The sequence below is a fragment of the Agromyces badenianii genome, assembly GCF_003070885.1.
Taxonomy (GTDB): domain Bacteria; phylum Actinomycetota; class Actinomycetes; order Actinomycetales; family Microbacteriaceae; genus Agromyces; species Agromyces badenianii.
In genome coordinates this window covers 943,252-966,334 of record NZ_CP028913.1, presented here as the reverse complement: position 1 = coordinate 966,334, position 23,083 = coordinate 943,252, and the positions used below count along the sequence as shown (strand labels likewise).

Annotated in this window: 19 protein-coding genes; 7 read left to right on the top strand and 12 right to left on the bottom strand. The window is 69.7% G+C overall.

What is annotated here, in order from left to right; all coding sequences use genetic code 11:
• Positions 1–39: 39 nt before the first annotated feature.
• From DCE93_RS04610 to DCE93_RS04590, 5 genes are all read left to right on the top strand, one after another.
• Positions 40–1,362: a bifunctional o-acetylhomoserine/o-acetylserine sulfhydrylase gene (locus DCE93_RS04610; protein WP_108594847.1), complete on the top strand. Its 1,323-nt coding sequence runs from the start codon at positions 40–42 to the stop codon at positions 1,360–1,362.
• Positions 1,363–1,669: 307 nt separating this feature from the next.
• Positions 1,670–2,875: a homoserine O-acetyltransferase MetX gene (gene metX / locus DCE93_RS04605; RefSeq protein WP_108594846.1), complete on the top strand. Its 1,206-nt coding sequence runs from the start codon at positions 1,670–1,672 to the stop codon at positions 2,873–2,875.
• A 141-nt stretch (positions 2,876–3,016) separates the two neighbouring features.
• Positions 3,017–4,174 (top strand): sensor histidine kinase, encoded by a 1,158-nt coding sequence (locus tag DCE93_RS04600; protein ID WP_108594845.1) that lies wholly within the window; start codon positions 3,017–3,019, stop codon positions 4,172–4,174.
• Positions 4,171–5,430 carry a hypothetical protein gene (locus tag DCE93_RS04595; RefSeq protein ID WP_108594844.1) on the top strand — a complete coding sequence of 420 codons (1,260 nt, stop codon included), beginning with the start codon at positions 4,171–4,173 and terminating at the stop codon, positions 5,428–5,430. Before DCE93_RS04600 ends, DCE93_RS04595 begins: the two co-directional genes overlap by 4 nt.
• Positions 5,431–6,081 (top strand): response regulator transcription factor, encoded by a 651-nt coding sequence (locus DCE93_RS04590; RefSeq protein WP_108594843.1) that lies wholly within the window; start codon positions 5,431–5,433, stop codon positions 6,079–6,081.
• An 82-nt stretch (positions 6,082–6,163) separates the two neighbouring features.
• On the opposite strand, the gene DCE93_RS04585 is transcribed toward DCE93_RS04590, so the two are convergent.
• The 5 genes from DCE93_RS04585 to DCE93_RS04565 all read right to left on the bottom strand — a co-directional run bounded on the left by DCE93_RS04585 (position 6,164) and on the right by DCE93_RS04565 (position 10,684).
• On the bottom strand, positions 6,164–7,438 hold the full coding sequence (locus DCE93_RS04585) for an MFS transporter (protein WP_108596589.1): 1,275 nt from the start codon (positions 7,436–7,438) through the stop codon (positions 6,164–6,166).
• Positions 7,439–7,593: 155 nt separating this feature from the next.
• Entirely contained in the window at positions 7,594–7,899 is a 306-nt protein-coding gene (locus DCE93_RS04580; protein WP_108596588.1) for a thiamine-binding protein, read from the bottom strand.
• A 17-nt stretch (positions 7,900–7,916) separates the two neighbouring features.
• A complete protein-coding gene (locus DCE93_RS04575) occupies positions 7,917–9,206 on the bottom strand; it encodes a glycosyltransferase 87 family protein (protein WP_108594842.1) in 1,290 nt (429 codons plus the stop codon).
• Between the two features lie 58 nt (positions 9,207–9,264).
• Positions 9,265–9,735 carry a hypothetical protein gene (locus DCE93_RS04570; protein ID WP_108594841.1) on the bottom strand — a complete coding sequence of 157 codons (471 nt, stop codon included), beginning with the start codon at positions 9,733–9,735 and terminating at the stop codon, positions 9,265–9,267.
• Positions 9,736–9,835: 100 nt separating this feature from the next.
• Complete coding sequence (locus DCE93_RS04565; protein ID WP_108594840.1) at positions 9,836–10,684, bottom strand: ADP-dependent NAD(P)H-hydrate dehydratase; 849 nt, start codon at positions 10,682–10,684, stop codon at positions 9,836–9,838.
• A 23-nt stretch (positions 10,685–10,707) separates the two neighbouring features.
• Here DCE93_RS04565 and DCE93_RS04560 point away from each other — a divergent pair, with 23 nt between their 5' ends.
• Positions 10,708–11,346 carry an HAD family hydrolase gene (locus DCE93_RS04560; protein WP_108594839.1) on the top strand — a complete coding sequence of 213 codons (639 nt, stop codon included), beginning with the start codon at positions 10,708–10,710 and terminating at the stop codon, positions 11,344–11,346.
• A gap of 27 nt (positions 11,347–11,373) precedes the next feature.
• Here DCE93_RS04560 and DCE93_RS04555 read toward each other — a convergent pair whose 3' ends face one another.
• The 4 genes from DCE93_RS04555 to guaB1 all read right to left on the bottom strand — a co-directional run bounded on the left by DCE93_RS04555 (position 11,374) and on the right by guaB1 (position 15,796).
• On the bottom strand, positions 11,374–11,799 hold the full coding sequence (locus DCE93_RS04555; protein ID WP_108594838.1) for a VOC family protein: 426 nt from the start codon (positions 11,797–11,799) through the stop codon (positions 11,374–11,376).
• A 59-nt stretch (positions 11,800–11,858) separates the two neighbouring features.
• The gene (locus DCE93_RS04550; protein WP_108594837.1) at positions 11,859–12,896 is read right to left on the bottom strand and encodes a hemolysin family protein; all 1,038 of its coding nucleotides are present in this window, start codon (positions 12,894–12,896) and stop codon (positions 11,859–11,861) included.
• Positions 12,893–14,221, bottom strand: a complete 1,329-nt coding sequence (locus DCE93_RS04545) for a hemolysin family protein (RefSeq protein WP_108594836.1) — start codon at positions 14,219–14,221, stop codon at positions 12,893–12,895. Before DCE93_RS04545 ends, DCE93_RS04550 begins: the two co-directional genes overlap by 4 nt.
• Positions 14,222–14,356: 135 nt before the next feature.
• On the bottom strand, positions 14,357–15,796 hold the full coding sequence (gene guaB1, locus DCE93_RS04540; protein WP_108594835.1) for a GMP reductase: 1,440 nt from the start codon (positions 15,794–15,796) through the stop codon (positions 14,357–14,359).
• 168 nt (positions 15,797–15,964) lie between these two features.
• Here guaB1 and DCE93_RS04535 point away from each other — a divergent pair, with 168 nt between their 5' ends.
• Positions 15,965–19,723 carry a multifunctional oxoglutarate decarboxylase/oxoglutarate dehydrogenase thiamine pyrophosphate-binding subunit/dihydrolipoyllysine-residue succinyltransferase subunit gene (locus DCE93_RS04535; protein ID WP_108594834.1) on the top strand — a complete coding sequence of 1,253 codons (3,759 nt, stop codon included), beginning with the start codon at positions 15,965–15,967 and terminating at the stop codon, positions 19,721–19,723.
• A gap of 72 nt (positions 19,724–19,795) precedes the next feature.
• On the opposite strand, the gene DCE93_RS04530 is transcribed toward DCE93_RS04535, so the two are convergent.
• The 3 genes from DCE93_RS04530 to DCE93_RS04520 all read right to left on the bottom strand — a co-directional run bounded on the left by DCE93_RS04530 (position 19,796) and on the right by DCE93_RS04520 (position 23,062).
• Entirely contained in the window at positions 19,796–22,027 is a 2,232-nt protein-coding gene (locus tag DCE93_RS04530; protein ID WP_244284240.1) for an MMPL family transporter, read from the bottom strand.
• 76 nt (positions 22,028–22,103) lie between these two features.
• Positions 22,104–22,355, bottom strand: a complete 252-nt coding sequence (locus DCE93_RS04525; protein ID WP_108594833.1) for a zf-HC2 domain-containing protein — start codon at positions 22,353–22,355, stop codon at positions 22,104–22,106.
• Positions 22,352–23,062 (bottom strand): sigma-70 family RNA polymerase sigma factor, encoded by a 711-nt coding sequence (locus tag DCE93_RS04520; protein WP_108596586.1) that lies wholly within the window; start codon positions 23,060–23,062, stop codon positions 22,352–22,354. The genes DCE93_RS04525 and DCE93_RS04520 overlap by 4 nt, the downstream gene beginning before the upstream one ends.
• Between the last annotated feature and the right edge of the window lie 21 nt (positions 23,063–23,083).

Sequence of the window (23,083 nt, the reverse complement as noted above, 5' to 3'; positions counted from 1 at the left end):
GCGGCGGACCCGCCCGAGCCGTTCACTGAGGGGACTTCCATGACCGAGACTGCCGACTGGCGCTTCGAGACCAAGCAGGTGCACTCGGGGGCCGCGCCCGACCCGGTGACCAATGCTCGCGCCACGCCGATCTACCAGACGACGTCGTACGTGTTCAACAATGCCGAGCACGCGCAGAACCTCTTCGCGCTCGCCGAGTTCGGCAACATCTACACGCGCATCCAGAACCCGACGCAGGCCGTGGTCGAAGAGCGCGTCGCCGCGCTCGAGGGCGGCACCGGTGCGCTGCTCGTGGCCTCCGGGCAGTCCGCGGCCACGTTCGCCGTGCTGAACATCGCGCAGGCCGGCGACCACATCGTCTCGTCGTCGTCGATCTACGGCGGCACGTACAACCTCTTCAAGTACACCCTCGCCAAGCTCGGCATCGAGGCGACCTTCGTCGAGAACCAGGACGACGCCGAGGAGTGGCGCCGGGCCGTGCGCCCGAACACGAAGCTCTTCTTCGCCGAGACGATCGGCAACCCGAAGATCAACGTGCTCGACATCGGCCTCGTCTCGGAGCTCGCGCACGAGGCCGGCGTGCCGCTCATCGTCGACAACACGATCGCGACGCCGTACCTGATCCGCCCGTTCGAGCACGGCGCCGACATCATCATCCACTCGGCCACCAAGTTCCTCGGCGGACACGGCACGACCATCGGCGGTGTCATCGTCGACGGCGGCCGATTCGAGTGGTCGGCGAACGTCGAGAGGTTCCCGGGGCTCACCGAGCCCGACCCCTCGTACCACGGTGCGAGCTACACGGCAGCGGTCGGCGACGGGCTCGCCTACATCATCAAGGCCCGGGTGCAGCTGCTCCGCGACCTCGGTGCCGCCATCTCGCCGAACAGCGCATGGCTCCTGATCCAGGGCATCGAGACGCTCTCGCTGCGCATCGAGCGCCACGTGCAGAACGCGCAGGAGATCGCGGAGTGGCTCGACGGCCACCCCGACGTCGCGAGCGTCAACTACTCCGGACTGCCGTCGAGCCCGTGGTACGCCGCGGCGAACGCGTACGCGCCCAAGGGCGTCGGCGCGGTGCTCTCGTTCGAGCTGAAGGGCGGCGTCGACGCGGGCCGTGCGCTCGTCGACAACCTCTCGCTCTTCAGCCACCTCGCCAACATCGGCGATGTGCGATCGCTCGTCATCCACCCGGCCTCGACGACGCACTCGCAGTTGACCCCCGAGCAGCAGCTCACGACGGGCGTGACGCCCGGACTCGTGCGCCTCTCCGTCGGCATCGAGAACGTCGACGACCTGAAGGCCGACCTCGAGGCCGGATTCGCCGCAGCGCGCGCCGCCACGGACGCCTCGCGGATCTGACGTCCGCCACGCGACGACGAACGGATGCCGCGAGCCCGCCCGGGGGCTCGCGGCATCCGTTCGTCTCTCATCGATCCGTCGATCCGTCGATCCATCGATCCGTCGATCCATCCATCCATCCATCCATCGATCCATCGATCCGTCGATCCGTCGATCTTGGCCCTTCCTCGCTCGGGAAAGGGCGAAGATCGACGGATCGATGAGGGGCATGTGCGCGATCCTTCGCGACCGGCGCAACGTGACGAACCGCGACCGGTGGCGCACGTAACAAACCACGACCGGGTGGCCTTTCGGGAAGAATCGAGAGATGGACTGGCAGACGACGGCCGACGCGGTGCCCGCGAGCATCGTCACTGAAGCGCGGGCGGCATCGCTCGCCGGTCGCGCCCCCGCCACGGGTGCGTGGCGAGATGGCGACCCCGTCGGCGATCGCCGGTTCGTGCAGCTCGGCGAGGTGCCGCTCGAGTCGGGGCGCGTGCTTCCCGACGTGCGCATCGCGTACGAGCAGTGGGGCACCCTGTCTCCGGCTCGCGACAACGCCATCCTCGTGCTGCACGCCCTGACGGGCGACAGCCATGTCATCGGTTCGGCAGGGCCTGCGCACCCGAGCGCCGGCTGGTGGCCCGGCGTCGTCGGCCCGGGCCTCGCGATCGACACCGACCGCTGGTTCGTGGTCGCCCCGAACGTGCTCGGCGGATGCCAGGGGTCCACCGGGCCGGCATCGCTCGCGCCCGACCGGGCGGAGTGGGGCACCCGGTTCCCGTTCCTCACGATCCGCGACCAGGTGCGCGCGCAGATCGCGTTCGCCCGAGAGCTCGGCATCGAGCGCTTCGCAGCCGTCGTCGGCGGCTCGATGGGGGCGATGCACGTGCTCGAGTGGGCGGTCATGGCGCCCGACGCGGTCGAGCGCATCGCCGTGCTCGCGGCGCCCGCGGCCACCTCCGCCGACCAGATCGCCCTGAACTCGGTGCAGATCGAGGCGATCCGCACCGACCCGGCGTTCCGCGGCGGCGAGTTCTACGACGCGCCCGACGGCGAGGGCCCGACGCGAGGGCTCGCCCTGGCACGGCGCATGGCGATGCTCAACTACCGCACGGCCGCCGAGCTGAACCACCGGTTCGAGCGAAGCTGGCAGTCCGACATCGACCCGTTGGCCGGCGAGGGCCGCTTCGCGGTGGAGTCCTACCTCGACTTCCACGGCAACAAGTTCACGCGCCGCTTCGACGCGAACAGCTACATCGTGCTGACGCAGTCGATGAACTCGCACGACATCGGCCGGGGGCGAGGCGGCACCGCCGCTGCACTGGCCGGTGTGCGAGCGAAGAGCCTCGTCGTCGGCATCGACAGCGACCGGTACTTCCCGTTGGCCGGGCAGACCGAGATCGCGAGCGGGCTGCCTCGCAGCATCCACGGGCGCGCACCTGTGGTCGTCTTCTCGGAGTACGGCCATGACGCCTTCCTCATCGAAGACCACGCGATCCGCCGGGTGCTCGCCGAACTCCTCGCCGCGTGACGCCCGGCCATTCGTCGATCCGGCTGCTCGACCGTCGTCGCCGAGCGCAGCATCCCGACACTCACGCACCGTCGTCGACTCCGCTACTCTTCGAGAGTGACGACGCCGTTTCCTTGGCGCCGCCGTGCTGAGGGGGGTGTCGTGAAGCGCATCCACAAGGAACGCGACCGTCTCCTGCGGCGACTCGCGCGGGTCTCGGGGCTGAGCGGTGCGCTCGGCGCGCTCGCATGCCTCCTCGTGCCCGCGACGACGAGCGGCGTCGAACTCGTGATCGCCTCGCTGCTGACCCTCGCGGCCGGAACCTTCATCGCCCTGTACACCGTCCGCGGCGCCGTCTTCGCTGCGCTCGTCGCCGTCGCGTGCTCCATCACGCTCATCAGCGTGCTCGGGGCGGCCCCGGTGATCAGCCCGAGCGCGGTCGCCGCGATGGCGATCACGGCGAGCGTCACCGCCTCGTCGGTGGCGATCCCGCTCATCGTGCGCCCCAACGGGCCCTTCATCGTGCTCGGACTCGTCGCGGCGACGCTCGTGGCCATCGGCATCATCGCGATCACCGGACACGAGATGACGACCGTGGCGATCGGCGCGCTCATGGGCTGGGCGGCGAACGTCGCGATCGGCATCTGGCTCGATCGCGCCATCTCGGCTGCGTCCGAGCGCATCAACGAGGTCGGCAGGGCGCACGAAGCGGAGCGACTGGCGAGCGAGTTCGAGTCGCAGCAGCGCCAAGACGCGAGAGTGCTGCACGACACCGTGCTCGCCACGCTCAGCCTGCTCGCCCACTCGGGCGTCGGCGTCGGCGCCAGTGCCCTGCGGCAGCAGGCGGGCGACGATGCCCGCCTGCTCAAGCAATTGCGGCTCGGCGCGCCGCTCGATCGCGGCTCGACGGCGATCTTCTCGCCGGAATCCGACGACGAGAGCCTCGGGGTGACCTTCGAGTCGGTGCGCCAGCGGTTCGCGCGCATGGGCCTCGACGTGAACTGGCACGGCGCGGGCCGCCTCGCTCTGCCTCGGGACACCCTCGACGCGCTCATCGGTGCACTCGGCGAGTGCCTCGAGAACGTGCGCCGGCATTCCGGTGTCACCCAGGCGGATGTCACGGTGAGCGACGACGACCGCACGGTGCGCGCCATGGTCACCGACGCCGGCACAGGTTTCGAGCCCGTCGAAGTCGACGGCGCACGCCTCGGCTACGCCGAGTCGGTGGTCGGCCGGCTGAGCACGGTGGGCGGCCGCGCCCGGATCTTCTCCTCGCCCGGCTCGGGCACCACGGTGATGCTCGAGGTGCCGAAGCCATGAACGAACTGCACCTCGCGACCACGTTGAGCCGGCCGTTCCGTCGACCGACCCGTTCCGCGCGGGCCGCGGGCGACGTTCGCGAGAGTCATGGCGGGCGCCGCCTGGCCACCGGCATCACCTTCGCTTCCGGCCTCGTCATCGCCGGGCACCTCGCCCATGCGATGGCCCTCGCCTCGACCTTCCCCCCCGGGCCCGGCCCGTGGCCCGCGTGGTTGGCGCTCGCCGGCGTCGTCGGCATCGGCGTGGTCTCCCGCACGGTGTCCCGCGACACCCCCCTGCCCGACTGGCTCTACGTCATCCTCCTCGTCGCCCTCATCGCTCCCGTGTGGCTCGACCTGAGCGTGACCCAGGGGCTGCTGCACCTCGGAGTGACTCCGACCGCGGCGGCAGCGGCCGGCGCGGTGCTCATGCCCGTGGCGGCGATCAGGGGCACGCGCATTCCGATGACCGTCGCGAGCGCGATCGGACTCGTGCTCGCGACGGCGGCACTGCTCCAGCTGGAGTCGGCCGGCCGTCACACCGTGACCGGGGTGATCGTCGCGGCATCCGCTGTGCTGCCCATGGCCGTCGCGGTGATCGCGATCCGTGGCTTCCGCCGGCTCGTGCGTCGCGAACTCGACCTCTCGCTCGTGCAGAGCACCGTCGCCACGCCGAGGACCGCCGTGGGCATGCGCGCCTCCGAAGAGCTCGCCCAGCTCGACTTCGCCGCTGAGTCGCTGCTCGACGATGTCGGCTCGGGTCGCATCGCGATTCCGATTCCGCCGGAATCCGCCGAGCTCGCGGGCACCCTCGCCGCACGACTCCGCGTGCGGCTCATCGAAGGCCGCAACGACACCTGGCTCCGGCACGCCGTCACCGAGTCCGCCTATCTCAGCAAGCGCGTCACGGTCGACGACCCCGGCGGGCTCGCCGGGCTGCTCGCGGGCGACCAGCGCGACGGCCTGCTGCTCGGCCTGTGGTTCCTCGTCGGCGAGCAGTCCAAGGGCTCTGCCGATCGTGCGGCTCACGTCACCTGCCGTGAGCCCGACGACGCCTCAGAGCCCGATGTGCCCGATCTGCTGCTCTCGATCGAGGTTTCAGGTGTGTCTCGGCGCCGCGTCGACCCTGCAACGTGGGATGCACTCGGTAGTGTCGGTACACACGACGTCGTTGCTGCACACGAGTCTTTTCGCATCGACGTCGACTGCCGAGTCGACTCGAGTGTCACGGCAGGTGTACCGGCCGCCCGCGGGGCGGCCCATTCGAGGGGAAGCTGAATGGCCGACATCGCGCCACCGATCCGTCTGGCGATCGTCGATGATCACCGCATGCTCCTCGGAGCGCTCTCGGAGTGGATCCGCAATGCGGCGCCCGACATCGAGCTCATCGCCGCCGTGCCATCGTGGTCGGAATTGCTCGCTCACCCCGACTTCCCCGTCGACGTCGTGCTGCTCGACCTCGACCTGCGCGACAACATCCCCATCTCGCTGAAGCTCTCGATGCTGAAGTCGGCCGGGGTGCAGACGATGCTCATGAGCACCTATTCCGAGCCGGCCGTCGTGCGTGAGGCGCTCAGCTCCGGCGCGCTCGGCTACCTCGTGAAGTCCGAGCCGGTCGAGACGATCATCGAGGCGATCCGTGCCGCCCGCATCGGCGAGTCGTACCTCACGCCCGAGCTCGAGCTCGCGCTCGCCGAAGAGGGCACCGCTCCGAAGCTCTCGGCACAGGAGCGCCGGGTGATGGCGCTCTACGGGGCCGGCCAGCCGGTCAAGGCGGTGGCCTTCCAGCTCGGCATCTCCGAAGAGACGGCGAAGAGCTACCTCAAGCGCATCCGCGAGAAGTACCGCGCATCGGGCTACGACGTCGGCACGAAGGTGGCGCTGCGCAAGCGCGCGATCCTCGACGGCATCCTGCTGCAGTCCGACTGACCCCGCCCATCGCGGTCGAAGATGCCGAGGCATCCCCCGACCGCGGAATGGCGCGGCATGCGTCGCCTGGCCGCCGGCCGGCTCACAACTCGATGGACTCGATCGCCCCGGTGGCGTACGGCACGACGACTCCGCGCCGACCGCGCGCGCGGTCGAGGCCGAGCGATGCGACCGCGAGGATGGCTCCGGCTCCGGTCAGCACGAGACCGATCCACACGGGGGCGACGTAGCCGAATCCGGCGGCGATCGCGAGGCCGCCGAGGAACGCCCCGAGACCGTTGCCGATGTTCAGCGCCGAGTGGTTGAGGGCGGCCGCGATCGACTGGCTGTCGTGGGCCACGTCCATGAGCCGCGCCTGGATCGTGGGCGAGAGGGCGGATGCCGCTGCGCCGACGAGGAACACGCCGAGGTACAGGCCGACCGGGTGCGCGGCGGTCAGGCCGAGCAGCACGAGCGATGCCGCGAGCAGCGCGAAGAACAGGTACATCGTGCGCCGGACGCTCCAGTCGGCGAGCCGGCCGCCGACGAGATTGCCGATCGTCATGCCGAGGCCGAAGGCGATGAGCACCGTCGGCACGAGCGACGGGCCGAGTCCGGTGACCTCCGTCGCGAGCGGGGCGACATAGCTGTAGACGGCGAAGAGGCCGCCGAAGCCGATGGCGCCGATGCCGAGGGTGAACCACACCTGGCCGCGAGTGAAGGCGCGCAGTTCGCGCTTCATCGTGGCGTGCGGGTCGCCGGCCTGCCACGGCACCGCGGCGAGCACGGCGAGGAAGGTGAGGGCGAAGATCGCGGCCACGGCGAGGTAGGCGATGCGCCAGCCCGCGGCCTGACCGAGCCAGGTGATCGCCGGCACGCCGATGACGTTCGCGATCGTGAGCCCCGAGAGCACGAGCGCGACGCCCTGAGCGCGCTTGCCAGGGCCCATGAGGCTCGCCGCGACGAGGGAGGCGATGCCGAAATAGGCGCCGTGCGGCAGGGCGGCGACGAAGCGGGCGATGAGCACGAGCTCGAATGTCGGCAGCACGGCGGAGGCGATGGTGCCGAGCGTGAAGGCGGTGAGCAGGGCGAGCAGCAGTCGCTTGCGCGGCCAACGCGCGGCAGCGGCGGCGATCGTGGGGGCGCCGACGACGACCCCGAGGGCATAGGCCGAGATGATCCAGCCGGCGTTCGCGTTCGCCTCGGCGGAGGACTGCGCGTAGAGCCCCGGCAGGAGATCTTGCGCGATGTTCGGAAGCAGGCCCATCGCGACGAACTCGGTCGAGCCGATGCCGAAGCCGCCGAGCGCCAGCGCGAGGAGCGCCAGACGGATGCGGGCCGGCGTCAGCGTCGTCGGCCCGTCAGAAGAGAGGGTCACCAAGGGATTCTCGCATGAATCGAATCGATTCGAGCTGCGGCGCACCCCAGTGTGACGTCACGCGACGCGATGATCCGGCCGTCCAGCGGCCTGAGCCACCCCGCCAGCCAGCCGTCCGCCCGCTCGGCGCTGCTCAGTGCCGGGCCGGCTCCGGCTCAGTGCCGCTCGAGCTCCGCCTCGAGCCGCTCGAGCTTGCCATCGAGTTCACCCGTGTACCCCGGCCGAATGTCGGCCTTCAGCACGAGCGAGACCCGAGAGCCGTACTCCCCCACGGCCTCCGTGGCGCGCCGCACCACGTCGAAGACCTCGTCCCACTCGCCCTCGATCGTCGTGAACATCGCGTCCGTGCGATTGGGCAGTCCCGACTCGCGCACGATGCGCACCGCCGCGGCGACGGCGTCGTGCACGGAGCCGTCGTTCCTGCCCGTGCCGCTCGGCGCGACTGAGAATGCCACCAGCATGTTCGTCTCCTTCGATTTCACTCGTCTGAGCCCATTCTCGTGCCTGTCGCGTCGACCTTGCTCGGCAACGCACGAGATGTCCCGAGCCGCCACAGTGCGCGGATGCCCCAGACGAGCAGCACCACGAGCAGCAACGACTTGACCGTCAGCAGAACCACGAACGCCGGGTCGGCGATGAGGAGCCACCCGTACCAGTACGGGTAGATGATGTGCGTGCAGAGCGCGATCGCCGCAGCGACCAGTGCGGGCAGCGCGAAGCGCGCCGGGCGGTAGACCAACCCGAGGATGACCGGCGCGGCGAGCCACGTCACGAACTGCGGCGAGCCGACCTTGTTCGCGAGCATGAGCACGACCACGAGGCTGAGCCCGAGCGGCGGGAGCAGCCGTCCGAAGGCGGCCCCGCGGCGTGCGGCACGGATGCCGATGAGCACGACGGCGAGCACCCCGACCGCCATGATCGGCGTGGTGAGGGCTGCCACGGCATCCGCCCCCGGCCCGTCGATCTGGAAGGTGAGGATCCGGCGGTCGTAGACGATCTGCACCGAGTTCGAACCGGCGACGATCTGCCACAGCCAGGCGACGGCGAGCGGTGCCTCGATCTGCAGCCCGCGCCCCGCCTGCTCGGCGATGAAGCCGACGGCGTTCGAGCCGGCTCCCGCGAGCAGGCTCACGCCGAGGATGCCGACACTGAGCGCGCCCGCCACGGTGACGACCTCGAGCCGCCGGCGGGCGGCGATCACGACGGCGACGACGAGCGCGGCCGGCCAGACCTTGACCCACGCCCCGATCGTGAGCAGCACGGCCGCCACGCGCGGCCGGCCCGCCGCCCAGAGCAGTCCGGTGATCGCGAGCGGCACCGTGATCGCGTCGATGCGACCGAGGGCGATCGGCCCGAGCAGGGCCAGGAATCCGAGCCACCACCACGCCGCGAGTCGCCGGGGGCGCGACAGCCGCGAGCGGCCGATGAGCACGCCGAACGCGATCGCGTTCAACACGGTGACGATCGCGAGCCACGTCTGCGGGTAGAACGCGGATCCGAAGGCGAGCGACGCCGCCATCGGCACGAAGGCGAGGATCGGGTACACCCAGGGCGCATCGATGCCCATGCGCACCCAGCCGTGCGCGGCGTTGTCGGCCCAGACTCGGTACACCGCGGTCACGTCGCCGAGGGGATAGCCGGGGGCCGCGAGATTCAGCCAGACGAGCGCGAGGTGCACGAGGGCGAAGCCGGTCCACAGCGCGGGTCTCGTGCCGAGCCGGCCTCGAAGACGGCGAACGGATGCCTCGCGCTCGGCCCCGTCCGTCATCGTCTCTCCTCGCTCACGTGTGTGCGACCCGATTGAAGGTTGGAAACTTCACGGCTGGTCAGGCGACGGGCGTGTTCTGCTTGCTCAGTCCGTGTCGGCGATTTCGCACGGTGACGCGTCCGTACGCTCGCGCCGTCGGCAGCCACAAGAGCACCGCTCCGAGCAACGCGGCGATCGCGCCCGCGACGTAGATCGGGTTCTCATCGATGAGACCGACGACCGGGATGACACCGATGACCAACATGGTTGCGAATCCGGCTGCGACGAACGCGGGCCAGCGACTTCCGCGAAGGGCGAAGAAGGCGGCCAGCAGCGGAATCAGGACCCCGGGCAGCGAGAATGCGGCGAGAGCCACGATCACGACCGCGACCGTGTCGGGCGGGAACTCCTCGTACTGTGCCGGGTCGAGCAACGGGATCGCGTTGATCAGGAACAGGCCGGCTGACGCCAGCAGCGCGAAGGCTCCCGCCGTGACGACCATCGGCGCGGCATCGGGAGCAGCCGTCAACGACGATCCGTTCTTGTTCACAGTGTTCCTCTCGGCAACCGCCAGTCCCTGACTCTGGCGACGAGCCTAGCCGAGCATCACAATCCGCCACGCGCAGCGGGCGGCCATCGTGCGCGCGTGGTCAGTAGGCGAGCAATGCGCCGATGACCCGGGGAACGGCGCTCGCGATGTCGAGGGCCGTGACGGGTCCGCCGTCGACCGCCTCCGTTGCGCGCCGTGCCGCCTCGCCGTGCACCCAGGCCGCCGTCGCCGCGAGCGCGGAGAGAGCCTCGGCGTCGGTGGTGAGGCGCTGGTGGTGGGTGGCGACGAGTGCGCCGAGGATGCCCCCGAGCACGTCCCCGGTGCCGGCCGATGCCAGCCAGTGCGTGCGTGCGGTGACGGTGTACCGGTCGCCGTCGGGATCGCAGATGTGGGTGACGGCGCCCTTCAGCAGCACGGCGACGCCGAGTTCGCCGGCGGCGCGCAACGCCCATTCGGCGGGCGCCTCGCGCACCTGCGCGACGCTCGTCTCGATCTCGCGCGATGCGAGCAGCGCGGCGAGCTCCCGCACGTGGGGGGTGATCACCGTCGGGGCCGTGTGCGTGCCCACGAGGTCGAGAGCCCCTGCGTCGAGCACCACCGGCTGCCGTGAGGCGAGCGCCCCCTGCAGGTCGCCGAGCACCATGAACGAGCGCCGGCCGGGGTCGATGCCGGATCCGACGAGCCACGCCTGCACGCGCCCGGGGCTCGTCACGGTCTCGGGCCGGCGTGCGAGCACTGCGGTGCGCACCGCCCGCGGACCGGTGTAGCGCACCATGCCGAGGCCTGCGCGATGGGCGGCCTCGACGGCGAGCACGGCGGCTCCGGGGTACTCGGGCGAGCCCGCGACGACTCCGAGCACGCCGCGCGAGTACTTGTCGTCATCCGCTGCGGGAGCGACGATCCACTCGGCCGCGTCAGCGGCGGTCCATTCCTGCCACGACGAGTCCATGATCCAACGATAGGTTGAGGGTCATGCGTCCGACAATCGCCGCACCGATCAGCCTCGCACCCCGCGTCGTCGTCTTCGACTACGGCGAGGTCATCTCCCGCGAACCGAGCGACGACGATCGTGCCGCACTCCTCGAACGGGCCGACGCGGCCGCCGATCCCGAGCCGTTCTGGGCGGCGTACTGGGCGCACCGGCACGGTCTCGACCGCGGCACGACCTCGATCGCCGGGTACTGGCAGGCCGTCGCGTCCGACATCGGCGCCGAGTGGAGCGCGATCGACGTGCACGAACTCTGGGCGATCGACCATCGCGGTTGGCTGTCGGTCGACGTCGGCACCCTCGGCGTGCTGCACGCGCTCGCGGCGGGCGGCACGCGACTGGCGCTGCTCTCCAACGCCGGCGCCGATTTCTCGGGCTGGCTCCGCCACGGCTCCTTCTCGCCGCTCTTCGAGCGCGTGTTCGTCAGCGGCGAGCTCGGGCTCGTGAAGCCCGATGCGGCGATCTACGAGCACGTCATCGACGAACTCGACATCGCGGCATCCGATTTCGTGTTCATCGACAACAATGCCGAGAACGTCGACGGCGCCAAGGCCGTCGGCGGCGACGGGCACGTGTTCACGGATGCCGCGGCACTCGAATCGTGGCTTCGCAGTATCGCCTGATCGGCGGCCGGCGTGGTGTGCCCGGGGTCACCCCGACGCTGCGGCCGCCCGTGCGGAGATGGCCTGCTCCATCATCTCGGGCGAGGGCTGGCTGATCGCGATGATGTTGCCCTCGCTGTCGGAGAACCACGCACCCCGCTCGCTGCCGAGGTCGGCGACGCCGTCGACCGTCTTCAGCCCGGGCATGTCGTAGTCGTGGAATGTCACACCGTTCGTCCGGAGCGCGGTCATGTCGCGCTCGAGGTTGTCGGTGATGAGCGTGAGCGCCGTGTTCTTCGCCGTGCCCGCGTACTTGGTCTGGTAGATCAGCACACCGGCGCCGCCGAAGTCGAAGACGTCCCCGGCCTCATCCGAATGCACGGGCGTGTGGCCGAGGACGTCGTGCCAGTAGGCCCGAGCTCGGGCGAGATCGGTGGCCGGGAGCACGGCCATTGCCATGAGTTTTTCAAACATGATGTTTCCTCGAGTTTCTCAGATCGGCGTCAGTCTACGCCGCGAGCCACCCGCTCGCACTACCCCCGCCGAGTGGCGTCCTGCACCTCGCCGACGAGTTCCTCGATGATGTCCTCGAGGAAGATGACGCCCGTCGTCGTGCCGTCTTCGTCGAACGCCCGGGCCACGTGCGTGCCGAGCCGCCGCATGGTCGAGAGCGCGTCTTCGAGGTCGGTGCCCGCGTAGATCGAGACGAGTCGCCGCACCCGCTTCGCGGGGATCGGGTCGTCGAACTCGTCGTCGTCGAGATCGATGACGTCTTTCAGGTGCACGTAGCCGTCGGGATCGCCCGCCTCGTCGAGGATCGGGTAGCGCGAGAACCCGCGTCGGGCGACCGCGCGTTCGACGTCGGCCGGTGTCGCCCCTGGCGGCAGGCTGACGAGCGCGTCGAGCGGCACCGCGACATCCTGCACCCGCTTCGTCGTGAACTCGAAGGCGGCGGTGAGCGTTCCGCTCGCGTCGGCGAGCACACCCTCGCGGCGCGACTGGTCGACGATCGTCTGCACCTCCTCGAGGGTGAACGTCGACGTCGCCTCGCTCTTCGGCTCGACGCCGAAGAGCCGCAGCACTCCGTTGGCGGTCGCGTTCAACGCCACGATGATCGGACGGAAGATGCGCGCGATGAACACCAGCGGCGGCGCGAGCAGCAGCACGGCCCGGTCGGGGATCGAGAACGAGAGGTTCTTCGGCACCATCTCGCCGAAGACCACGTGCAGGTAGGAGACGAGCACGAGGGTCACGATGAAGGCGATCGTCGAGATGACCTCGACGGGCCAGCCCGTGAGGTGCAGGGGCACCTCGAGCAGGTGGTGGATCGCCGGCTCCGACACGTTCAGGATCAGCAGCGAGCAGATCGTGATGCCGAGCTGGCTCATGGCGAGCATCAACGTGGCGTGCTCCATCGCCCACAGCGCCGTCTTCGCGCTGCGCTTACCCTGCTCGGCGAGCGGCTCGATCTGCGAACGCCGAGCCGAGATGACGGCGAACTCCGCGCCGACGAAGAAGGCGTTCGCGATGAGCAGCACGAACAGCCAGGCGATTCCGGCCCAGTCGCTCATCGTTGTCCTCCCTCGATCGAGTCGGCTTCGGGCAGCGGGTTCGGCACGAAGCGCACCCGGTCGATGCGTCGCCCGTCGAGTCGCTGCACGACGAGCGTGCCGTCGTCGACGAGCACCTCGTCACCGACCGCCGGCAGGCGGCCGAGCTCGGCCATGACGAATCCGGCCACGGTCTCGTAGTCTCCGTTCTCGGGCACCCGGATGCCGGTGCGTTCCAGCAGTTCGTCGGGTCGGAGGATGCCGGGGAAGCTCACGTCGTCGCCGCGCCGGACGATGCCCGCCCGGGTGCGGTCGTGCTCGTCGGAGACCTCGCCGACGAGCTCTTCGACGAGGTCTTCGAGCGTCGCCACGCCCGCGGTGCCGCCGTACTCGTCGACGACGACGGCCATCTGGTAGCCGCGCCCGCGGAGCTCGCCGAGCAGCGTGTCGAGCTTCATCGTCTCGGGCACCCGCAACGCGTCGGACTGCAGTGCCGAGGCGGGCACGTCGGCGCGACGCTCCCGCGGCACCGCGACGGCCTGCTTGACGTGCACGAGGCCCACGATGTCGTCGAGGTTGTCGTCGTACACGGGGAACCGCGAGAACCCGGTCTGGCGTGCGAGCTCGAGCACCGCTTCAGCCGGCTCCTGGCGCTGCACGGCGGCCACGCGAGGGCGCGGCGTCATGACATCGGATGCATCGTGATCGGCGAAGCGCAGGGTGCGGCCCAGGAGGGTCGCGGTGTCCTGCTCCAACAGCCCGGCACTCGCCGACCGGCGCACGAGCGATGAGAGCTCCTCGGCCGTGCGCGCGCCCGAGAGCTCCTCCTTCGGCTCGATGCCGACGGCGCGGAGCAGTCCGTTGGCGCTGCCGTTGAGCAGCGAGACCGCCGGCTTGAACACCCACGTGAACGCCGTCTGGAACGGCATGACCACCTTCGCGGTCGCGAGCGGAAGCGCGAGGGCGAAGTTCTTCGGCACGAGCTCGCCGAGCACCATCGAGAGGAGGGTGGCGACGACGATGGCCGTGATCGTTCCGACCGGCCGCACGAGGGCCTCGGGAACCCCGATCGCGGTGAGCGGTCCGGCGAGCAGCGAGGAGATCGCCGGCTCCATCGTGTATCCCGTGAGCAGCGTGGTGAGCGTGATGCCGAGCTGGGCGCTCGACAGGTGCGTCGAAGTGATCTTCAGCGCGGAGATCGTGAGGCCGAGCTTCGTCTCGCCTCGTGCGCGCCGTGCCTCGACGTCGGCCCGATCGAGATTGACGAGCGCGAATTCACTGGCAACGAACAAGCCCGTGCCGATCGTGAGGAGGAGTCCGATGCCGAGGAGAATCCACTCAGACATCGCCACCTCCCCGAGCGGTCACGGGCATGGGTCTATGGCCTGGCGAAGTCGCAGAGGGAGGATCGTCCATTGTGCGCCCAGTATATCGGCGCACTCCGTGCGATCACCGAGAGCTCGAGCGGGCCTCGCCGTCGCTCACCAGCTGACCGGCAGGGCCTTGCCCTCCTCGTAGCCGGCCGCCGACTGGATGCCGACGAGCGCACGCTCGCGGAACTCCTCGACGGTCCTGGCACCCGCGTAGGTGAACGAACTGCGCACGCCCGAGGTGATCATGTCGAGCAGGTCCTCGATCGAGGGACGCATCGGATCGAGGTAGATCGCCGACGACGAGATGCCCTCGGCGAAGAGCTCCTTGCGTGCGAGTTCGTACGGCGAGAGCCGGTCGAACCGCTCGCGCACCGCCTTCGTCGACGCCATGCCCCAGCTCTCTTTGAAGAGGCGACCGGATGCATCGTGGCGCAGGCTCCCCGGCGCCTCGATCGTGCCCGCGAACCAGGAGCCGATCATGACCGAGGCGGCCCCTGCGGCCAGCGCGAGTGCGACATCGCGCGGGTACCGCACGCCGCCGTCGGCCCAGACGAGCGCGCCGAGTTCACGTGCGGCCTCCGAGGTCTCGAGCACCGCCGAGAACTGCGGCCGGCCGACCGCCGTCATCATCCGCGTCGTGCACATGGCACCCGGACCGACGCCGACCTTCAGCACGTCGGCGCCGGCCTCGACGAGGTCGGCGACCGCGTCGGCGGTGACGATGTTGCCGGCGACGATCGGCACGTCGAGGCCGAGGTCCCGCACGATCGAGACGGCCCGGATCATGCCCTCCTGGTGCCCGTGCGCCGTGTCGATGACGAGCATGTCGACCCCGGCCGCGGCGAGGGCGGCGGCCTTCGCCGCGACGTCGCCGTTGATGCCGATCGCGGCGGCGACCCGGAGCCGGCCGTCGGAGTCGACGTTGGGTTCGTAGATCGTGCTGCGCAGCGCGCTCCGCCGGCTGAGCGTGCCGACCACCCTGCCGTGCTCGAGCACGGGCGCGAAGTCGATTCCGGCGTCGACCATGAGATCGAACGCCCTTCGCGGCGTCGCGACGTCCTCTGCGTCGATGCCGGTGAGCTCGCCGTGCACGAGGTCGCCGAGGCGGGCGTCGGGCAGCGCGGTCGCGAGCCGGTCGGCCGGGATGCACCCGACGTACGCACCGCGCGAGTCGTGCAGCACGATGCCGTGGCCGGCGACGGGCGGCAGGGCGGCGAGCGCGTCGGCGGCCGTGGCATCCGGACTGAAGTCGTGCGGGGTGTCGAAGCGCGGCGATTGCGCCTTCACCGAGCGGATCGCCGCGTCGAGGTCTTGCAGATGCAGGTCTTGCGGCAGCACGCCGAGGCCGCCGCGCCGCGCAAGCGTCGCCGCGAGACGCGGCCCGGTGATCGAGTTCATGTTCGCCGAGACGATCGGCAGGGATGCCCCTGAGCCGTCGTCGGGCGCGAGCGAGACGTCGAGGCGGCTCGTCACACCGGAGCGACTCGGCACGAGGAACACGTCCGAGTAGGTCAGGTCGTGGCTGGGCGTCGTCCGGTAGAACTCCATGTCGCCACGCTACCCGTCTGGGTGTGGAGACAGGTGTGTCGCAGTACGTCTCCTCTGCAGCCTTCGGGGGATTAGGCTTGTGTGCGGCGATCCCCCCGTGCCTGCTTGCGTGGCGTGGTCGCCGCGGCAGGTAATTCCAGCATCAATGGAGAGAGTGGGCGAGAGGCTGTGTCGAGCCAATTGACCGGGTCAGGTTCCGACGAGACGACGTCGGCCGAGTACGGAGCCAACGAATGGCTCGTCGACGAGATGTACGAGAAGTTCCTCGTCGATCCGCAGTCGGTCGACAAGACCTGGTGGCCGGTGCTCGAGCACTACCGCCAGGTGAAGACCGGAGGCGGCGAGCCATCGGCCACCGCCCCGGCGGATGCCGCGGCATCCGCCCCACAGGCCGAGGCCGCCGCGCCTGCGGCACCCGCGGCCCCGGCCGCGGCCGCCGAGGCTGCCCCGGCGACCGCCCCGGTGCCCGTCATCGGGCAGACCCCCGAGGCCCGCACTACCTCGACCGCCCCGCGCACTGCGCCGGTACCGGCCGACGTGCCGGTGACGAGCCCGCAGCCGGTCATCGCCGAGGCCGTCCGTGAAGACGAGGTCGTGGCGTTGCGGGGCATGCCGAAGGCCCTCGCCGCGAACATGGACGCCTCGCTGACCGTGCCGACCGCCACGAGCGTCCGCACGATCCCGGCGAAGCTCATGATCGACAACCGCATCGTGATCAACAACCACCTGCGGCGCTCGCGCGGCGGCAAGATCTCGTTCACGCACCTCATCGGCTGGGCGCTCATCCAGGCGCTCAAGGACTTCCCGAGCCAGAACGTCTACTACGCCGAGCCCGACGGCAAGCCCAGCGTCGTCAAGCCGGCCCACATCGGCCTCGGCATCGCGATCGACGTCCCGAAGCCCGACGGCACCCGGGCGCTCCTCGTGCCCGCGATCAAGCGCGCCGAGACGATGACGTTCAACGAGTACCTCGCGGCCTACGAAGACCTCGTGCAGCGCGCTCGCCAGAACAAGCTGACGGCCGACGACTTCTCGGGCGCCACGATCTCGCTGACGAACCCCGGCGGCATCGGCACCGTGCACTCGGTGCCGCGCCTCATGAAGGGCCAGGGCTGCATCATCGGCGCCGGCGCCCTCGAATACCCCGCCGAGTTCCAGGGCGCCTCCGAGAAGACCCTTGCCAATCTCGCGATCGGCAAGACGATCACCCTGACCTCGACGTACGACCACCGCGTCATCCAGGGCGCGGGCTCGGGCGAGTTCCTGAAGAAGGTGCACGAGCTGCTGCTCGGCCAGCGCGGGTTCTACGAGAACCTCTTCGGCGCCCTTCGCCTGCCCTACGAGCCGATCCGCTGGGCACCCGACATCTCCGTCGACATCGCGAGCGCGATCGACAAGACCGCTCGCGTGCAGGAGCTCATCAACTCCTTCCGCGTGCGCGGCCACCTGATGGCCGACATCGACCCGCTCGAGTACGTGCAGCGCTCGCACCCCGACCTCGACATCGCGAGCCACGGCCTGACCTTCTGGGACCTCGACCGCGAGTTCGTCACTGGCGGCTTCGGCGAGAAGCGCACGGCCCTGCTCCGCGACATCCTCGGGGTGCTGCGCGACTCGTACTGCCGCACCATCGGCATCGAGTACATGCACATCCAAGACCCCGTGCAGCGTCGCTGGATCCAGGAGCAGATCGAGCGCAACTACGAGAAGCCCACCCACGACGAGCAGATGCGCATCCTCGGCAAGCTCAACGAGGCCGAGGCGTTCGAGACCTTCCTGCAGACGAAGTACGTCGGCCAGAAGCGCTTCAGCCTCGAGGGCGGCGAGTCCGTCATCCCGCTCCTCGACGAGATCCTGCAGGGCGCCGCCAAAGAGGGGCTCGACGAGGTCGCCATCGGCATGGCGCACCGCGGCCGCCTCAACGTGCTCACGAACATCGCGGGCAAGACCTACGGCCAGGTGTTCCGCGAGTTCGAGGGCACGCAGCAGTCGAAGGGCTTCTCGGGCTCGGGCGACGTGAAGTACCACCTCGGCACCCAGGGCACCTTCACCGCCGACGACGGCCACCAGATCCCCGTCTCGCTCGCGGCGAACCCCTCGCACCTCGAGGCCGTCGACGGCGTGCTCGAGGGCATCGTGCGGGCCAAGCAAGACAGAAAGCCCATCGGCACCTTCTCGACGCTGCCGATCCTCGTGCACGGAGATGCCGCGATGGCCGGCCAGGGCGTCGTGCTCGAGACGCTGCAGATGTCGCAGCTCCGCGGGTACCGCACCGGCGGCACCATCCACGTCGTCGTCAACAACCAGGTGGGCTTCACCACCGTGCCGGGTGACGCTCGCTCCTCGATCTACTCGACGGATGTCGCGAAGACCATCCAGGCGCCGATCCTGCACGTGAACGGCGACGACCCCGAGGCCGTCGTGCGGGTGGCCGAGCTCGCGTTCCGCTACCGCCAGGAGTTCAAGCGCGACGTCGTCATCGACCTCGTCTGCTTCCGCCGGCGCGGCCACAACGAGGGCGACGACCCCTCGATGACCCAGCCGCTCATGTACAACCTCATCGAGGCCAAGCGCTCGGTGCGTAAGCTCTACACCGAAGCGCTCGTCGGTCGCGGCGACATCACCGAGGCGGAGTACGAAGAAGCGCACCGCGACTTCCAAGACCGCCTCGAGCGCGCCTTCGCCGAGACCCACGCCGCCCAGACCGGGGCGATCCCGATCGTCGGCGCGACCGACTCGGCGGCTCCGTCCGAACCGGCCGCGGGCGAGCTCGAGACCACCGGTGTCACGACAGAGGTCGTGCACGCCATCGGCGACGCGTTCAACAACAAGCCCTCGGGCTTCACCGTGCACGCGAAGATCCAGCAGTTGCTGACGAAGCGCTTCGAGATGAGCCGCAACGGCAAGATCGACTGGGGCTTCGGCGAGCTGCTCGCGCTCGGTTCGCTCCTCCTCGAGGGCACCCCGGTGCGCCTGGCGGGCCAGGACGCCCGAAGGGGCACGTTCGTGCAGCGCCATGCCGTGCTGCACGACCGCGCGAACGGCCAGGAATGGCTGCCCCTGCAGAACCTCTCCGACAACCAGGCGCGGTTCTGGATCTACGACTCGCTCCTCTCCGAGTACGCGGCGATGGGCTTCGAGTACGGCTACTCGGTCGAACGGGCCGATGCCCTCGTCATGTGGGAGGCGCAGTTCGGCGACTTCGCCAACGGCGCGCAGACCATCATCGACGAGTTCATCTCCTCAGCCGAGCAGAAGTGGGGCCAGCGCTCCAGCGTCGTGCTCCTCCTCCCCCACGGCTACGAGGGGCAGGGTCCCGACCACTCGAGCGCCCGCATCGAGCGGTACCTCCAACTCTGCGCCGAGAACAACATGACCGTTGCGCGGCCCTCCACGCCGGCGTCGTACTTCCACCTGCTGCGTCGCCAGGCCTACGCCCGGCCGCGCAAGCCGCTCGTCGTCTTCACCCCGAAGGCGATGCTGCGCCTGCGAGGCGCGACCAGCGAGGTCGCCGACTTCACGCAGGGCAAGTTCGAACCGGTCATCGACGACGCCCGCATCACCGACCGCGCCGCGGTCAAGCGCGCGGTGTTCGTCTCGGGCAAGATCTACTACGACCTGATCACCGAGCTCGAGAAGCAGCAGAACACCGAGGTGGCGGTCGTGCGCCTCGAGCAGCTCTACCCGCTGCCCGCCGCCGAGCTGAAGGCCGTTGCCGAGTCGTACCCGAACGCCGAGCTGATGTGGGCGCAAGACGAACCCGAGAACCAGGGCGCGTGGCCGTACTTCATCATCGAGACGAACAAGCTGGGCGCGCGTCCTGTCAAGGTCGTCGCCCGTGCCGCCGCGGCATCGCCCGCGACGGGCTCCGCGAAGCGGCACGCCGCCGAGCAGGCGGAGCTCGTGCGTCACGCCACGACGCTCTAGCCCTCGCACGAACGAAGCGAGCGGATGCCCCGGGGCATCCGCTCGCTTCGTCGTTCACGCCTTCCCGCGCGCTCAGGCCTTCCCGCGCCCGAGCCGACTCGGCCACCAGATGGCGCGGCCGATGTCGTAGGCCATCGCCGGCACGAGCAGCGTGCGCACGAGGAAGGTGTCGAGCAGCACTCCGAACGCGACGATGAACGAGATCTGCGCGAGGAAGAGGATCGGCAGCACTCCGAGCGCGGCGAAGGTCGCGGCGAGCACGAGTCCGGCCGAGGTGATCACCCCACCGGTCAGCCGCACGCCGCGCACGATGCCCGCTCGCGTGCCGAAGCGCATCGACTCCTCGCGCACGCGCGTCATCAGGAAGATGTTGTAGTCGACGCCGAGGGCGACGAGGAACACGAACCCGAAGAGCGGCACCGACGGGTCGGCGCCCGGGAAGTGGAAGACGTGCTCGAACACGAGCGCCGAGACGCCGAGCGCCGCGGCGAACGAGAGCACGACACTGCCGATCAGGATGAGCGGCGCCACGATCGAGCGCAGCAGGAGCATGAGGATCACGAGGATCGCAGCGAGCACGAGCGGGATCACGAGGGTGCGGTCGGCGATCGCCGCGGCGTTCGTGTCGAGCGCCACCGCGGTCTGTCCGCCGACGAGCACCTCGGTGCCCACCTCGTCGAGACGTTCGCGGAGCTCTTCGACGGTCGCCTCGGCCTCGAGCGAGTCAGAGGGGTCGATGAGGGTCACCTGCAGCTGCACCTCCCCGTCGACGACGGTGGGCTCCGGCGCCGGGGTTCCGGGCGGGCCGAAGGCCTCGATGCCGTCGCTCGTCACCGGTGCGGTGCCGGCGGGCGAATCGGTGCTCACCACGGCGACGGAATCGACGCCATCGGTGTCGAGGGCGATCTCCGCGATCTGCTGCAGTTCGTCTTCGGGCCCGATCACGATCGCGGGCGTGCCCGACCCGGCCGGGAAGTGCTCGCCGAGCAGCTCCTGCCCGTCGCGGGCCTGCGACTCGCCGAGCACGAACTCGCTCGAGGCCACCCCGTCGGCGTCGAGCTGCGCGAGACCGAGCGACATCGCGCCGAGCGCCAGCACCGAGACGATCCAGACGGTGCGCGGGCGCTTCGAGATGAGGCGGCCGACGCCGGCCCAGACGCCGCGATCGGGCAGGTCGGCCTCGTCGGGCGCCGAGGCGTCGTGCACGCCGGCCGCGTGTCGGGCGTGCGGCTCGACCTCGTCGCCGGCGTGCGCCAGCTTGCGCGGCCAGAATGCGGCCCGACCGGCCCAGAGCAGCAGCGCCGGGAGCAGGGTGAGCGCGGCGAGCACCGCGAAGACGATGCCGATCGCCGCGACCGGCCCGAGCACCTTGTTCGAGGTGAGCTCGCTCACGAGCAGGATCAGCAATCCGACGATGACCGTGCCGCCCGAGGCGACGATCGGCTCCCACGCGCCCTTCAGCGCCGCCCACGTGGCATCCCACTTGCGTTCGTACCTCGTGAGGGTCTCTCGATATCGGGAGATGTAGAGCAGGGCGTAGTCGGTCGCCGCACCGATCACGAGGATGAACAGGATGCCCTGGGTCTGGCCCGACAACAGCAGGATGTCGGCGCGCGCGAGCGCGACGACCGTGAAGACCGAGGCGCAGAGCGCCGTGAGGCTCGTGAAGAGCACGATGACCGGCAGCAACGGCGAGCGATAGACCACGATGAGGATGATGAAGACGGCGGCGAGCGCGACCGCGAGCAGCAGTCCGTCGATGCCGGCGAACGCCGCGGCGAGGTCGGCGGTGAAGCCCGCGGGCCCCGTGATGGCGGCGGTCGCGCCCTCGACGGGGTGTTCGTCGAGCACCGTGCGCAGTTCTGCCACGATGTCGGCCGGCGTCTCGCCGCCCTCGACGTTCTCGATCGGGATGACCATCTGGGCGGCGAGACCGTCGTCAGACGGCAGCACCGGCGATGCTCCATCGGCGTTCACGCCGTCGACCGCGAGGAGTTCATCGCGGAGCTCGTCGATCGCAGAGAGCTGCGCCTCGTCGAGTTCGGTGTCGCCGGCGACGACCACGATCGCCGGCACCTCGTCGCCGTCGCGGAAGCCGTCTTGGAGCTCGGTGACTTCGGTGGCCTCGGCCGACGACGGCAGGAATTGCGCCTGATCATTGGTCGAGACGTCGCTCAGCGAGCCGAATGCGGCGCCGCCCGCGCCGAACAGTGCAAGCCAGACGAGGATGAGTGCTGCGGGGATGGTGACGCGGAGCCACGTGGGCACGCGTCGCTTCGAAATATTGGCCGAGTTGTCGATCACACCTCGACGTTACGGAACGATCACCGTTCAGGCATCGAACGAACGATTGAACGACGGCGAGTCGGGCTGATCGGGATCAGACCGGCTGGTGCGAGGACTGGTACAGCCGGATCTGCGCGAGCACCTGCACCCGCAGCTGCTCGGGCGCGCTCTCGCGGCACGCGCGCTGCACGACCTCGGTGATCGCCACGCCGACGCGAAGCTCGGCTTGGCAGTCGGCGCAATTCTCGACGTGCTCACGGATGTCGGAGGCATCCGCTGCGCGCAGTTCGTGGTGGAGGTACTCTTCGAGTTCGGCCCTGGCCTTCTCGCAACCGCAGTCGGTCATTTCTTGCTCCTCGCGGGTTGAGGCGCCTTCTCGGCCGCGGCGATTCCCTGCTCGCGGGCGTAGTCGGCGAGGGACTCGCGGAGCAGACGCCTGCCACGGTGCAGGCGGCTCATCACGGTCCCGATGGGGGTGTGCATCATGTCGGCGATCTCCTGGTAGGAGAAGCCCTCGACGTCGGCGAAGTACACGGCGAGACGGAAGTCTTCGGGCAGTGCCTGGAGTGCGTCTTTCACGGCGCTGTCGGGCAGGTGGTCGATGGCCTCGGCCTCGGCCGAGCGGCTCGAGCGAGCCGTCGTCGACTCGGCGCCGCCGAGTTGCCAGTCTTCGAGGTCGTCGATCGTGCCCTGGTACGGCTCGCGCTGCTTCTTGCGGTAGTTGTTGATGAAGGTGTTCGTGAGGATGCGGTACAGCCACGCCTTCAGGTTCGTGCCCTGGGTGAACTGGCCGAATGCCGCGAAGGCCTTGACGAAGGTCTCCTGCACGAGGTCTTGCGCGTCGGCCGGGTTCTTCGTCATGCGGAGGGCGGCCGCGTAGAGCTGGTCGATGAACGGCAGCGCCTGTTCCTCGAAGAGTTCGCCGAGCGGCCGGTCGGCCTCGGCGGTTTCGGGGTCGGTCGGCGTCGCGTCGATCTGGTCGGCAGTCATCACCGGCCATCCTAGATCGTCAACCGCAACGACCGTGGGGCGTTCGAGCACTCCGACCGACATGCGCAACACCATCTCCTTCCG